The sequence below is a fragment of the Halomonas sp. genome, assembly GCF_033549285.1.
Classification (GTDB): domain Bacteria; phylum Pseudomonadota; class Gammaproteobacteria; order Pseudomonadales; family Halomonadaceae; genus Halomonas.
The window spans coordinates 11,719-24,789 of sequence record NZ_JAWSUJ010000023.1 but is presented as its reverse complement, the minus strand read 5'-3'; the positions used below and the strand labels follow the sequence as shown (position 1 = coordinate 24,789).

Below are 13,071 nucleotides of genomic sequence, written 5' to 3'. Positions count from 1 at the left end.
CAACAATCACACAAGCCAACATCAGGAGGAACGCCGCCATGACGTTCAAGCGCCCCGTCCAACTGGTTGCCGTCGCCGTTCTCGCGACCAGCGCCGCCTCGGCCTTTGCCTTCGAGCCCAAGGGCAAGGTCGAATGTATCGCCCCCTCCGACCCCGGTGGTGGCTGGGACTTCACCTGCCGCAGCGTCGGCAATGTGCTCCAGGAGCTTGACCTGGTGCCGGGTAACGTCCAGACCCTGAACATGGCCGGTGCCGGCGGGGGGGTGGCCTACGCCCACGTGGTCAGCAAGCGCGCCGGTGACGAGCAACTGCTGGTGGCCGCCTCCACCGCGACCACGACCCGCCTGGCCCAGGGCCAGTTTCCGGGGATGACCGCCGACATGGTCAACTGGATCGGCGCCCTGGGGGCCGACTACGGGGTGATCGCCGTGTCGGCCGATTCCGAGTATCAGGACCTGCCGGCGCTCATGGAAGCCATCGACGAGGATCCGCGCAGCGTCAAGTTCGCCGGGGGAAGCGCCAAGGGGGGCTGGGACCACCTGAAGGTGCTGATCACCGCCGACGCCGCGGGTGTGGATGAGCTGCCGCGCATCCCGTACCTCTCCTACAACAACGGCGGTGAGGCCATGACCCAGGTCGTCGGTGGCCACGTCGATGCCTTCACCGGCGATATCTCCGAGGCCCAGGGCTTCATGGATTCCGGTGACCTGCGCGTGCTGGCGGTCCTCGCGGAAGAGCGCCTGCCGGGGGACTTCGACCACATCCCGACCGCCATGGAGCAGGGCATCGATGCCCTCGGCCCCAACTGGCGCGGCTTCTACATGCCGGCCGATATCTCCGATGAGGCCAAGCAGTACTGGATCGATGCCATGGATACCGTCTACGAGAGCGAGGAGTGGAAGGAGCTGATGACCAGCAACGGCCTCATGCCCTTCCACATGACCGCCGGCGAGTTCGAGTCCTTCGTCCAGGACCAGATCGCCGACATCGAGCAGCTCTCCAAGGATATCGGGCTGATCCAGTAATGACCTACAACGACCGCACCTTTGGCATCCTGATGATCGTCCTGGCCGTCGCGTACGGCTGGGGCGCCACTCAGCTCCCCGCCCCCTTCGGGGGCAGCGAGGCCGTGGGACCCGAGACCTTCCCGCTGCTGCTCGCGGTGGTGCTGGGACTCTCCAGCCTCTACATGATCGTGCGCCCCGACCCCGACAACGCCTGGCCGTGGAGCCGGACCGGCGTCGAACTGGTCGTCGCCGTGGTGGTCCTGGTGCTCTATGCGGCGCTGCTCGAGCCGCTGGGGTTCATCATCAGCACGACCCTGGCGGTCGGCACCCTGTGCTGGCGCATGGGGTCGGCGCCGGTCAGGGCCTACCTGACCGGCGCGGCATCGGGCGTGGTGGTGTTCCTGGTGTTCAATTTCGCCCTTGACCTGGCCCTGCCGCTGGGGCTGCTCGCGTTCCTGGAGGTGAGCTGATGGAGACCCTCGGCTACCTGATCGACGGCTTCGGGGTGGCACTGGCCCCCCATAACCTGATGTTTGCCCTGCTGGGCGCCTTCCTGGGCACCCTGATCGGTGCGCTGCCGGGCCTGGGGCCGGCCAATGGCGTGGCGATCCTGATCCCGCTGGCCTTCACCCTGGGGCTGGCCCCGGAGACCGCCCTGATCATGCTCACCGCGGTCTATGCCGGGGCCATGTATGGGGGACGCATCTCGTCGATCCTGCTCAATATTCCCGGTGACGAGCCGGCCATGATGACCTGCCTGGATGGCTATCCCATGGCCCAGCAGGGCAAGGCGGCCGAGGCACTGGCGATCTCCGCCGTGGCCTCCTTCATCGGCAGCCTGGTGGCCACCATCGGGTTGATCCTGCTGGCGCCGCTGCTGGCGAAGTTCGCGCTGACCTTCGGGCCCGCGGAATACTTCGCGCTCTTCCTGCTGGCCTTTGCCACCCTGGGCGGCATCACCGGCAAGAACCCCATGAAGACGGTGGTAGCCGCCTGCATCGGCTTGATGATCGCCACCGTGGGCATCGACAACACCGGGGTGCAGCGCTACACCTTCGGCGTGCTCGAGCTCTACGAGGGCGTGGATTTCATCATCGCCATCGTCGGCCTCTTCGCCATCTCGGAACTGCTGTTCTTCATCGAGGAGCGTGCCGGTGGTGGCAAGGCGAAGATGGTGGTCAACAAGCTCAAGCTCTCCTGGGCTGATATCCGCAACATCCTGCCGTCGAGCCTGCGCGGCGGGGTGCTGGGCTTCATCGCCGGGGTGCTGCCCGGCGCAGGCGCCTCGCTGGGCAGCTTCATCGGCTACACCCTGGAGAAGAAAGTCATCGGCAAGAAGGGCTACTTCGGCCAGGGCGACCCGCGTGGCGTGGCAGGGCCCGAGGCCGGCAACAACGGCGCCTCCAGCGGGGCACTGGTGCCCATGCTGACCCTGGGCGTACCGGGCAGCGGCACCACGGCGGTGCTGCTGGCGCTGCTGATCTCGCTCAACATCACCCCCGGGCCGCTGATGTTCACCCAGAACGCGGACATTGTCTGGGGCGTGATCGCCGCGCTCTTGATCGGCAACTTCCTGCTGCTGGTGCTCAACATCCCGCTGGTCGGCATCTTCGTCAAGCTGCTCTCGGTACCGCCGATGTTCCTGCTGCCGATCGTGACCATGATCGCCTTCGTGGGGATCTACTCGATCAGCAACACCACCTTCGATCTCTACTTCATGGTGGCCTTCGGCGTTGCGGGATATATCTTCCGCAAGCTGCAGATCCCGCTGGTGCCGATCATCCTGGGCCTGCTGCTGGGGCCGGAAATGGAGAAGAACCTGCGCCACGCCATGGACATCTCCGACGGCGACTGGACCATCCTGTGGGACAGCGGCCTGGCCATCGGCCTGTGGGTGTTCGCCGGCCTGGGGCTGATCCTGCCCTATATCGTCGGGCCCATCCTGCGTCGCCGGATGCGGGTCACCACCGGTACGGGAGGGGCCGAGGGCGACTGAGCCTCACGCTCAAGGTAATGGCCCAGCGGGGGCGTCGGCGGAGCCGGCGCCCCCGTTTCGTGTGTGCTCCTTACTGCGTCACGACGGTGCGCTGCACCAGGGGCCCAGACGATTCTGGGGCAGGAGGGGGTGACCCTTGCACCAGGATATCGCCTTGCCGTGCCCTGGCTTCTCTGGAGTCGACAATTCAACTGTCTGAATAAAAAAAGAAAAACCACCATCGTGCCGATATGGCACATCCCTTGCTACAGCGGTGGGAGACATCCCGCGATGGCCTTCCTCGCTGGACTCGTCGACAACAACATCGAACGCAAGGAGATCCCATGATCCCGTCATCCCTGTGCCGTACTCCCCGCTGGCTGGCCCTCCCGCTGCTCGGAGCCGCCGTGGCGTCCCCGGCCCTGGCCCAGGAAGCCCCCATCAAGGTGGGGATCCTGCACTCGCTCTCCGGCACCATGGCCATCAGCGAGACGGTGCTCAAGGACACCGTGGAGATGCTGATCGAGCAGCAGAACGCCGAAGGCGGTCTGCTCGGACGCGAACTGGAAGCCGTGGTGGTCGACCCGGCCTCGGACTGGCCGCTGTTTGCCGAGAAGGCGCGCGAGCTGCTGGCCCAGGAGGAGGTCGACGTCATCTTCGGCAACTGGACATCGGTGTCGCGCAAGTCGGTGCTGCCGGTGGTCGAGGAGCTCAACGGCCTGCTCTTCTATCCGGTGCAGTACGAGGGTGAGGAGTCCTCCGAGAACGTCTTCTATACCGGCGCGGCGCCCAATCAGCAGGCGATCCCGGCCGTCAACTACCTGCATGATCAGGTCGGGGTCGAGCGCTGGGTGCTGGCCGGGACCGACTACGTCTATCCGCGCACGACCAACAAGATCCTCGAGGCCTACCTCAAGGACGAGTTCGGGGTCGCGGGAGAGGACATCATGGTCAACTACACCCCCTTCGGGCATTCGGACTGGCAGAACATCGTCTCCGAGATCAAGGCCTTCGGCAGCGAGGGCAAGAAGACCGCCGTGGTCTCCACCATCAACGGCGACGCCAACGTGCCCTTCTACCGCGAGCTCGGCAACCAGGGCATCGATGCCGCCGATATCCCGGTGGTGGCCTTCTCGGTGGGCGAGCAGGAGCTGACCGGCATCGACACGGCGCCGCTGGTCGGGCATCTGGCGGCCTGGAACTACTTCATGAGCGTCGACACCGATGCCAACTACGACTTCATCGACGCCTGGATCGACTACACCGGTGACGAGGAGGCGGTGACCAACGATCCCATGGAAGCCCACTACATCGGCTTCAACATGTGGACCGAGGCGGTGCGCAAGGCCGGTACTACCGACGTCGATGCGGTCAAGGACGCGATCATCGGGGTAAGCGTGCCCAATCTCACCGGCGGCTATGCGGCCATGATGCCCAACCACCACATCACCAAGCCGGTGCTGATTGGTGAAATCCAGGACAACGGCCAGTTCTCCATCGTCTGGGAGACCCCCTCCACGGTGGCCGGCGACGCCTGGTCAGACTATCTGGAAGGCTCCAGGGACCTGATCAGCGACTGGCGGGGGCCCATGGCGTGCGGCAACTACAACGTCGTGAAGGGGAGCTGCGGGGGAAGCGAGGCCCAGGAAGAGGCCGCCGCCGCAGAATAGGACTCGCCTGCCACCGGGCCAGCCCTGTCCCGGTGGCAGTGACACGCCACTCGACGAACCTGCTCAGGAATTTTTCATGAAGATCCCCCCCTGTCTCGGGCGGATGCTGGCCCTGTGCCTGCTGGCCTGCCTGCCGCTGGCGGCCAGTGCCCAGGGTGACGACGGCCAGCCGCTCCTCGAGTCCCTCGATACCGCGTCCTACGCCCAGATGGGTGAGGCCATCGAGGCCATCATCGAAAGCGGCGAGGAGCGCAGCCGTGGCTGGCTGGAGGCGTTGATGGGCGGCAAGCTGCAGCGCCACAAGGAGACGGGCCGCTTCGTGGTGGTGCTCGAGAACCGGGGCCGTGACTGGCCGGTGGCCGATGCCCTGACCGGCGAGGCTCTCGGCGAGATGTCGCGGCGCGATCTCGACCGGCTCGGCATCAACAACGCCCTGCGTGGCCAGTTGCAGGGCGCGTTGGCGGTGCTCGACCTGCAGGCCGATGGGGTCCGCGAGCGCCGCCAGGCGGCCCGCGCCCTGCTCGGCGACGTCGATGTCAGCCTCGCCGAGCCACTGGCGGTGGTGATCGACGCCGAGCAGGATGCCGAGGTGCGCCGACTGCTCCAGCAGGCGCTGGCGATCCATCGCCTCGAACAGGGCAGCGTCGAGGCCGTGGCTGAGCTGCAGGGCAGCCTCAACAGTCGGGTCAGGGCCGCCCTCAACACCGCCGCGCGCAGCGATGATCCGGCACTGGCTGAGGCCGCCAGCTCGGCCCTGGCCGACATCGAGCAGAAGATGAAGCTCAATCGGGGGCTCGAGACGCTCTACTTCGGCCTCTCGATGGGCTCGGTGCTGGTGCTGGCAGCCATCGGGCTCGCCATCACCTTCGGCGTGATGGGCGTGATCAACATGGCCCATGGCGAGCTGATCATGCTCGGCGCCTACACCACCTGGGCCATGCAGCAGCTGCTGCCCGGTCAGCCGGGGCTGGCGATGGTGCTGTCGATTCCCGCCGGCTTCCTGGTGGCGGCGCTGGCCGGCATCGCCATCGAACGCGGCGTGATCCAGTTCCTCAAGGGGCGTCCGCTGGAGACCCTGCTGGCCACCTTCGGTGTCAGTCTGATCCTCCAGCAGCTGGTGCGCACCGTGATCTCGCCGCTGAACCGTACCGTGGTCACCCCGGAGTGGATGAGCGGCTCGATCATGATCAACGAGGGGCTCTCGCTGACCCTCAACCGCCTCTACGTGCTGGGCTTCGCGCTGGTGGTATTCGCCGGCCTGATGCTGGTGATGCGGCGGACGCGCCTGGGACTCGAGGTGCGGGCGGTAACCCAGAATCGCGCCATGTCACGCGCCATGGGCATCCGGGCGACCCGCGTGGACATCATGACCTTCGCCCTTGGCTCGGGCGTGGCGGGGCTCGCCGGTGTGGCCCTTTCCCAGCTCACCAACGTGGGACCCAACCTGGGCCAGAACTACATCATCGACTCCTTCATGGTGGTGGTCTTCGGTGGCGTCGGGAATCTCTGGGGCACCCTGGTGGCCGGGCTGTCGCTGGGCGTGATCAACCAGGTCCTCGAGCCCTGGGCGGGCGCCGTGCTGGCCAAGATCCTGGTGCTCGTGTTCATCATCCTGTTCATCCAGAAGCGCCCCCGCGGACTCTTTCCGCAGAAGGGCCGGGCGGCGGAGGGCTGATTCATGCATTCGTCCACATCGTGGCTGGCAAGACCCTTTCGTGAACGTGCGACGCAGCTCTTTCTGGGCATCCTGCTCGCCGCCCTGGCGACGGTGACGCTGCTCAATCTGGCGCTGCCGGCGGGACACCCGCTGCACGTCTCGACCTATACCGTGACGTTGCTCGGCAAGTACCTGAGCTATGCCCTGCTGGCGGTGGCCGTGGACCTGGTGTGGGGCTATCTCGGCATCCTGAGCCTGGGGCACGGGGCCTTCTTCGCCCTGGGCGGCTATGCCATGGGGATGTACCTGATGCGCCAGATCGGCGACCGGGGCACCTATGGCGACCCGGTATTGCCGGACTTCATGGTGTTCCTGGACTGGGACAGCCTGCCCTGGTACTGGCTGGGCTTCGACATGGCCTGGTTCGCCTTCCTGATGGTGCTGCTGGCGCCGGGCCTGCTGGCCCTGGTGTTCGGTTTCCTGGCGTTCCGTTCGCGGGTCACGGGGGTGTACCTGTCGATCATCACCCAAGCGCTGACCTTTGCCCTGATGCTGGCCTTCTTCCGCAACGAGATGGGATTCGGTGGCAATAATGGCCTGACCGACTTCAAGGAACTGCTGGGCTTTGACCTGAGAAGCGATGCCACCCGGCTCGGGCTGTTCCTTGCCACCGGGATCGCCCTGGCGCTGGGGTATGTGCTGTGCCGGGCCATCGTCGCCAGCAAGCTGGGTCGCGTCAGCGTGGCCACCCGCGACGCCGAGGCACGTACGCGCTTCCTCGGCTACCGGGTCGAGCGCTTTCAGCTGTTCATCTTCGTGGTCTCGGCGATGCTCGCCGGAGTGGCCGGTGCGCTCTACGTGCCCCAGGTGGGCATCATCAATCCTGGCGAGTTCTCACCGATCTTCTCGATCGAGATCGTGCTCTGGGTCGCCCTGGGTGGACGGGCCACGCTCTACGGGGCGGTCATCGGCGCCATTCTCGTCAACTATGCCAAGACCGTCTTCACCGGCGTGATGCCGGATGCCTGGCTGTTCGCCCTGGGTGGCCTGTTCGTGCTGGTCACGGTGCTGTTGCCCAAGGGGATCGCCGGCCTGCTCGCCTGGCGCCTGACACCGCGGCGCCTCCAGCGCGAGCCCGCTGACCCGTCATCACCTTCCCGGGAGGCCTCCGCATGAATTTCCTGCATTCCCTGGCCGATCGCGATCGCGTCTTCGACTTCCTGGTCCCCGCCACCTCGCCGGTGGATGTTCGCCACGGCCCGATCCTCTATCTGGAAGATGTCACCGTCAGCTTCGACGGTTTCAAGGCCATCAATGACCTGAACTTGACCATCGACGATGGCGAGCTGCGTTGCATCATCGGCCCCAACGGGGCGGGCAAGACCACCATGATGGACATCATCACCGGCAAGACGCGCCCCGATCGCGGCTCGGTCTGGTTCGGCAGCCGTCACGACCTGCTGGCCATGAACGAGCCCGAGATCGCCAGCCTCGGCATCGGGCGCAAGTTCCAGAAGCCCACCGTCTTCGAGGCGCTGACGGTGTTCGAGAACCTGGAGCTGGCCATGGCGGCCGACAAGCGCATCCTGCCCACGCTGACCGCCCGCATGACCGGCGAGATCCGTGACCGCATCGAGGAGGTGCTCGTCACCATCGGTCTCACCGAGCTGCGACACCGTCCGGCGGGCATCCTCTCCCACGGCCAGAAGCAGTGGCTGGAGATCGGCATGTTGCTGATGCAGCGCCCGCGGCTGCTGCTGGTGGACGAGCCGGTGGCCGGCATGACCGAGCAGGAGATGGAGCGTACCGCCGAACTGCTGACCGGCCTGGCCGGCAAGGGCAAGCAGTCCGTGGTGGTTGTGGAGCACGACATGGGCTTCGTGCGCTCCATCGCCCGCACGGTGACGGTGCTGCACCAGGGCAGCGTGCTGGCCGAGGGCAGCATGGACCAGGTCTCGAGTGACCCGAAGGTGGTCGAGGTCTACCTGGGGGCCGACCCCGACGAGGAGGCCGCCTGATGCTGACCATCGACACGCTCAACCAGTTCTACGGCGAGAGCCATACTCTCTGGGATCTCGACCTCGAGGTGCCCACCGCCGAGTGCACCTGCGTGATGGGGCGCAACGGGGTGGGCAAGACCACCCTGATGAAGGCCATCATGGGCGAGGTGGCACTCGCCTCGGGCAGCATCCGCTATGACGGCGAGATCGAGCTGACCAGGCGACGGGTGGAGGAGCGCTCGCGGCTGGGGATCGGCTACGTGCCCCAGGGGCGGCAGATCTTCCCCCTGCTCACCGTGGAGGAGAACCTGCGCACCGGCCTGGCGGCGAGGATGGATGGGCTCAAGCGCATTCCCTCGCGCGTCTATGAGCTCTTTCCCGTCCTCGAGGAGATGAAGCATCGTCGTGGCGGTGACCTTTCCGGGGGGCAGCAGCAGCAGCTGGCCATCGGACGGGCGCTGGTGCTGGAACCGCGGTTGCTGATCCTTGATGAGCCGGGGGAGGGGATCCAGCCCAATATCGTGGCCCAGATCGGCGCCGTCATTCGCCGGCTGATTCAGGAGGATGGTCTCAGCGTGCTGCTGGTGGAGCAGAAGCTGCCCTTCGCCCGCAAGTATGCCGATCGCTTCGTGATCATGGATCGCGGACGCCCCATGGCCAGGGGCAGGATCGATGAGTTGTCTGACGGGCTGATCAAGGAGCACCTGACGGTATAGGCACCGAAACGCCAGCGCCAAGCGCCGAGGGGCAAGGAGAAAGGAGAAAGGGGCCCTGCGTGCATAGGGGCCCCTTGCTCGTTTATGGCCCGAATGCACGGGCGGCTGCACCCCGATGAGGCGGGGTGGTCCTTCTTTGATCGCCTGTTCTTCTCTTCAAGTCGCTGAATAAACTTGAAAAATGCCATGCTTCCCCATTCTGGTACATCCCTTGCTGATAGTTGGGCAGAGAACCCTGGCTATGAGCTGCCCATGACCGCCTTCGAGACTTCCCTGGACGTCCCAATGACGACCGATTCCGGTCATCGCTTCGATGCGGATCGCCATTGGGCGGCCTCTCTCGAGCTCGGCTTCGAGGCCCGTGAGGGGGTGACCCGCATGGCCCGGTCACGTCATCTGGGCCCGCTGCGCGTCCAGCGTCCCTTCCATCCCGAAGGCCGCGACGGGGCCTGCCATGTCTACCTGCTGCATCCCCCCGGGGGGCTGGTCAGCGGCGATGCCTTGTCGATCAGCGCCGGGGTCGGCGCCAAGGCCCACGCGCTACTCACCACGCCCGCCGCCAACAAGCTCTACAAGGCCGACAGCCACGGGGTGGCCTGGCAGCAGCTCAGCCGCCTCGACGTCGCCGACGGCGGGGTCCTGGAGTGGCTGCCCCAGGAGACGATTGCTTTCGATGGCTCTCGCGGTGAGCAGGCCACCGAGATCGCCCTCGAAGGCGATGCCCGCTGCCTGGGCTGGGAAGTGATGGCCCTGGGACGACCGGCCAGCCGGCTTCCCTACCTGAACGGTCGCATCGAGCAGCGCTTCCGACTGACCCTGGATGGCCGCCCCCTCTGGCTGGAGCGCCAGCCGCTGGACCCTGGCCATCCGCGCTTCCTGGGTCGCTGGGGGCAGGGCGGGGCCACCGTGCAGGCCACGCTCTGGGCGGTGGGACTCGAGGACGAACGCGAGGCCGTCGATGCCCTGCGCGATGGGCTGCCGGGTACGGCCCCACGGTGTGCCGTCACGGTGCGCCACGGGGTGCTGCTGCTGCGCTATCTGGGGCAGGAGCGCAACGAGGCCTGGGACCTGTGTCGCCGTGCCTGGGAGGTCCTGAGGCCACGATTGATCGGCCGGCCGGCGCATACCCCGCGGATATGGCTGACGTAGACGGCTGCGGCGACGAGAAGGGCGGCAGGCGCCCGGCCTGTAGGAGCGCTGCTTGCAGAGCGATGGCGGAGGCAGGTATCGCCGTGCAAGCACGGCTCCTACAAGCGATGGCCGAGTCAGGAAGTCGTCGTGAAAGCATGGCGGCCACATGCGATGTGGATGTGCGTCGCGAACATTCAAAGACGAGAGGTTCCCATGGAACTGACCCCCAGAGACAAGGACAAGCTGCTGCTCTTCTCGGCGGCCCAGCTGGCCGAACGACGCCGCGCGCGAGGCCTCAAGCTCAATTACCCCGAGGCGGTGGCACTGATCAGCTTCGAGATCCTGGAAGGTGCCCGAGACGGGCGCAGTGTCGCCGACCTGATGAGCTTCGGCCGCGAGATCCTGACGCGTGATGACGTCATGCAGGGGGTGGCCGAGATGGTCGACGAGGTCCAGGTGGAAGCGACCTTTCCCGACGGCACGAAACTGGTCACCGTCCACGAGCCCATCGTCTAAAACTGGCTGCACTCGGCCATGCTGTGTTGGCTTTGCGACAAAAAATGCTCATTTACTAAAGTAAACTCCGCTTTTTTGCCGCTCGCCGCCTTGCCTGGCCTTCGTTCGCGCAGTTTTAGCTGTTCTACAGCAGCCAAAAACGAAGAGGGGAAAACTCAATGATTCCCGGTGAATATCAGTTGCAGGAGGGTGAGATCGAACTCTGTGCGGGGCGCGAGCGTATCAGCGTCGATGTGGCCAATACCGGCGACCGCCCCATCCAGATCGGCTCTCACTACCATTTCGCCGAGGCCAATGCCGCCCTGACCTTCGAGCGTGACCGGACGCTGGGGTATCGCCTCGACGTGGCTGCCGGCACCGCGATCCGTTTCGAGCCCGGGCAGATGCGCGAGGTGACGCTGATCCCCTATGTCGGTCGCCGTCACATCTACGGCTTCCATGGAGAGGTCATGGGCGAGCTGCCTACTGCGCCGACTTCCAATGCGCCCGAGGCCGCGCTATCTACCGCGCCCGAGGCCGCGCAAGGCGCGCGACCCTCGCAACCCGGTGACTCGGATCAGGGAGAGCCGTCATGAAGATCAGCCGTCAGGCCTATGCCGACATGTATGGCCCCACCGTGGGCGACCGGGTTCGCCTCGGCGATACCGAGCTGTGGATCGAGGTGGAGCGCGACGCCACCCACTATGGCGAAGAGGTGAAGTTTGGCGGTGGCAAGGTGATTCGCGATGGCATGGGCCAGAGCCAACGCCATGACGAGACGGTGATGGATACCGTGATCACCAACGCCCTGATTCTCGACTGGTGGGGCATCGTCAAGGCGGACGTGGGACTCAAGGGGGGGCGGATCGCCGCCATCGGCAAGGCGGGCAATCCCGACACCCAGCCCGGCGTCGAGATCGTCATCGGCCCCGGCACCGAGATCATCGCCGGAGAGGGGAAGATCCTCACCGCCGGCCAGATCGACGCCCACATCCACTTCGTCTGCCCGCAGCTGGTGGAGGAGGCGCTGATGAGCGGCATCACCACCATGCTGGGGGGCGGGACCGGCCCGGCCACCGGCACCAATGCCACCACCTGCACGCCAGGCGCGTGGCATATCGGCAAGATGCTCCAGGCGGTGGACGACCTGCCGATGAACATCGGCTTTCTCGGCAAGGGCAATGCCAGCCTGCCCGAGGCCCTCGAGGCCCTCGAGGCCCAGCTCGAGGCCGGGGCCATGGGCCTCAAGCTCCACGAGGACTGGGGCACTACCCCGGCGGCCATCGACAACTGCCTGAACGTGGCCGACAGGTACGACGTCCAGGTGGCGATCCACACCGACACCCTCAACGAGTCGGGCTTCGTGGAGGACACCCTGGCGGCCTTCAAGGAGCGCGGCATCCACACCTACCACACCGAGGGGGCCGGGGGTGGCCATGCGCCGGACATCATCACCGCCTGCTCGAGGGCGAACGTGTTGCCGTCATCGACCAATCCGACGCGACCCTACACGGTCAACACCATCGACGAGCACCTCGACATGCTGATGGTGTGTCACCACCTCGACCCCAGGATTCCCGAGGATGTGGCCTTCGCCGACTCGCGCATCCGCCGTGAGACCATCGCCGCCGAGGACATCCTCCACGACCTGGGCGTGATCTCGATGATCGCCTCGGATTCCCAGGCCATGGGTCGGGTCGGCGAGTCGGTCTGCCGGACCTGGCAGACCGCCCACAAGATGAAGGTGCAGCGCGGCCTGCTGCCCGAGGACCAGGCGCTCGGGGCCGATAACTTCCGCGCCCGGCGCTATATCGCCAAGACCACCATCAACCAGGCCATCACCCACGGGATCGCCCACGAGGTGGGGTCGGTGGAGGTGGGCAAGCTGGCCGACCTGGTGCTCTGGAAGCCGGCCTTCTTCGGCACCAAGCCCGCCATGATCATCAAGGGCGGAATGATCGCCGCCGCGCCCATGGGCGACCCCAACGCCTCCATCCCCACGCCCCAGCCGGTGCACTACCGCTACATGTTCGGCGCCCTGGGGCGCGCCGCCAGCCAGACCCGCCTGACCTTCGTCTGCCAGGCGGCGCTGGACGCCGGCATCAAGGAGCGGCTGGGGCTCAACAGTGAACTCGCCGCGTGCCGCGATGTGCGCGGGGTGAGGAAGGGCGACATGAAGCTCAACGACGCCTGCCCGGAGCTCAGCGTGGACCCCCAGACCTACGAGGTGCGCTGTGACGGCGAGCTGCTGACCTGCGAGCCCGCGACAGAGCTGCCGTTGGCGCAGCGCTATCACCTGTTCTGATGACCATAGTGAAGAGGACGCTCATGTGTGAGAGCCAGCCTGTCGGCGCGAAACCTCGCGTGGCCGCTGGTGACCCGGACGAAGCGACGCGGGCGATCTTCAGGGATGAAGATCG

Annotated in this window: 11 protein-coding genes and 1 pseudogene; all 12 read left to right on the top strand. The window is 66.1% G+C overall.

Going from position 1 to position 13,071, the window contains the following annotated elements; translation table 11 throughout:
* The first annotated feature begins 38 nt into the window (after positions 1-38).
* The 12 genes and pseudogenes from SCI24_RS07260 to ureC all read left to right on the top strand — a co-directional run bounded on the left by SCI24_RS07260 (position 39) and on the right by ureC (position 12,956).
* On the top strand, positions 39-1,025 hold the full coding sequence (locus tag SCI24_RS07260) for a Bug family tripartite tricarboxylate transporter substrate binding protein (protein WP_318724754.1): 987 nt from the start codon (positions 39-41) through the stop codon (positions 1,023-1,025).
* Positions 1,025-1,477, top strand: a complete 453-nt coding sequence (locus SCI24_RS07255; protein WP_318724753.1) for a tripartite tricarboxylate transporter TctB family protein — start codon at positions 1,025-1,027, stop codon at positions 1,475-1,477. Before SCI24_RS07260 ends, SCI24_RS07255 begins: the two co-directional genes overlap by 1 nt.
* The gene (locus SCI24_RS07250; RefSeq protein WP_318724752.1) at positions 1,477-3,003 is read left to right on the top strand and encodes a tripartite tricarboxylate transporter permease; all 1,527 of its coding nucleotides are present in this window, start codon (positions 1,477-1,479) and stop codon (positions 3,001-3,003) included. The genes SCI24_RS07255 and SCI24_RS07250 overlap by 1 nt, the downstream gene beginning before the upstream one ends.
* Before the next feature lie 323 nt (positions 3,004-3,326).
* Entirely contained in the window at positions 3,327-4,652 is a 1,326-nt protein-coding gene (urtA, locus tag SCI24_RS07245) for an urea ABC transporter substrate-binding protein (RefSeq protein WP_318724751.1), read from the top strand.
* Positions 4,653-4,728: 76 nt separating this feature from the next.
* Entirely contained in the window at positions 4,729-6,327 is a 1,599-nt protein-coding gene (gene urtB, locus SCI24_RS07240) for an urea ABC transporter permease subunit UrtB (protein WP_318724750.1), read from the top strand.
* A 3-nt stretch (positions 6,328-6,330) separates the two neighbouring features.
* The gene (urtC, locus tag SCI24_RS07235; protein ID WP_318724749.1) at positions 6,331-7,485 is read left to right on the top strand and encodes an urea ABC transporter permease subunit UrtC; all 1,155 of its coding nucleotides are present in this window, start codon (positions 6,331-6,333) and stop codon (positions 7,483-7,485) included.
* The gene (gene urtD / locus SCI24_RS07230) at positions 7,482-8,327 is read left to right on the top strand and encodes an urea ABC transporter ATP-binding protein UrtD (RefSeq protein ID WP_318724748.1); all 846 of its coding nucleotides are present in this window, start codon (positions 7,482-7,484) and stop codon (positions 8,325-8,327) included. The genes urtC and urtD overlap by 4 nt, the downstream gene beginning before the upstream one ends.
* The gene (gene urtE, locus SCI24_RS07225) at positions 8,327-9,025 is read left to right on the top strand and encodes an urea ABC transporter ATP-binding subunit UrtE (RefSeq protein ID WP_318724747.1); all 699 of its coding nucleotides are present in this window, start codon (positions 8,327-8,329) and stop codon (positions 9,023-9,025) included. The genes urtD and urtE overlap by 1 nt, the downstream gene beginning before the upstream one ends.
* Positions 9,026-9,277: 252 nt before the next feature.
* Positions 9,278-10,174 carry an urease accessory protein UreD gene (locus tag SCI24_RS07220; RefSeq protein ID WP_412929271.1) on the top strand — a complete coding sequence of 299 codons (897 nt, stop codon included), beginning with the start codon at positions 9,278-9,280 and terminating at the stop codon, positions 10,172-10,174.
* A gap of 195 nt (positions 10,175-10,369) precedes the next feature.
* A complete protein-coding gene (locus SCI24_RS07215) occupies positions 10,370-10,672 on the top strand; it encodes an urease subunit gamma (protein WP_318724745.1) in 303 nt (100 codons plus the stop codon).
* A gap of 158 nt (positions 10,673-10,830) precedes the next feature.
* Positions 10,831-11,133: pseudogene (locus SCI24_RS07210) on the top strand (urease subunit beta); the annotation flags it as partial.
* Between the two features lie 110 nt (positions 11,134-11,243).
* Positions 11,244-12,956 carry an urease subunit alpha gene (gene ureC, locus SCI24_RS07205; RefSeq protein WP_318724744.1) on the top strand — a complete coding sequence of 571 codons (1,713 nt, stop codon included), beginning with the start codon at positions 11,244-11,246 and terminating at the stop codon, positions 12,954-12,956.
* Positions 12,957-13,071 lie beyond the last annotated feature (115 nt).

Coding starts and splice junctions, on each gene's coding strand:
- ureC (WP_318724744.1), top strand. CDS start 11,244: ATGAAGATCAGCCGTCAGGCCTATGCCGACATGTATGGCCCCACCGTG.
- SCI24_RS07255 (WP_318724753.1), top strand. CDS start 1,025: ATGACCTACAACGACCGCACCTTTGGCATCCTGATGATCGTCCTGGCC.
- SCI24_RS07260 (WP_318724754.1), top strand. CDS start 39: ATGACGTTCAAGCGCCCCGTCCAACTGGTTGCCGTCGCCGTTCTCGCG.
- urtB (WP_318724750.1), top strand. CDS start 4,729: ATGAAGATCCCCCCCTGTCTCGGGCGGATGCTGGCCCTGTGCCTGCTG.
- SCI24_RS07220 (WP_412929271.1), top strand. CDS start 9,278: ATGACCGCCTTCGAGACTTCCCTGGACGTCCCAATGACGACCGATTCC.
- urtC (WP_318724749.1), top strand. CDS start 6,331: ATGCATTCGTCCACATCGTGGCTGGCAAGACCCTTTCGTGAACGTGCG.
- urtE (WP_318724747.1), top strand. CDS start 8,327: ATGCTGACCATCGACACGCTCAACCAGTTCTACGGCGAGAGCCATACT.
- SCI24_RS07250 (WP_318724752.1), top strand. CDS start 1,477: ATGGAGACCCTCGGCTACCTGATCGACGGCTTCGGGGTGGCACTGGCC.
- urtD (WP_318724748.1), top strand. CDS start 7,482: ATGAATTTCCTGCATTCCCTGGCCGATCGCGATCGCGTCTTCGACTTC.
- SCI24_RS07215 (WP_318724745.1), top strand. CDS start 10,370: ATGGAACTGACCCCCAGAGACAAGGACAAGCTGCTGCTCTTCTCGGCG.
- urtA (WP_318724751.1), top strand. CDS start 3,327: ATGATCCCGTCATCCCTGTGCCGTACTCCCCGCTGGCTGGCCCTCCCG.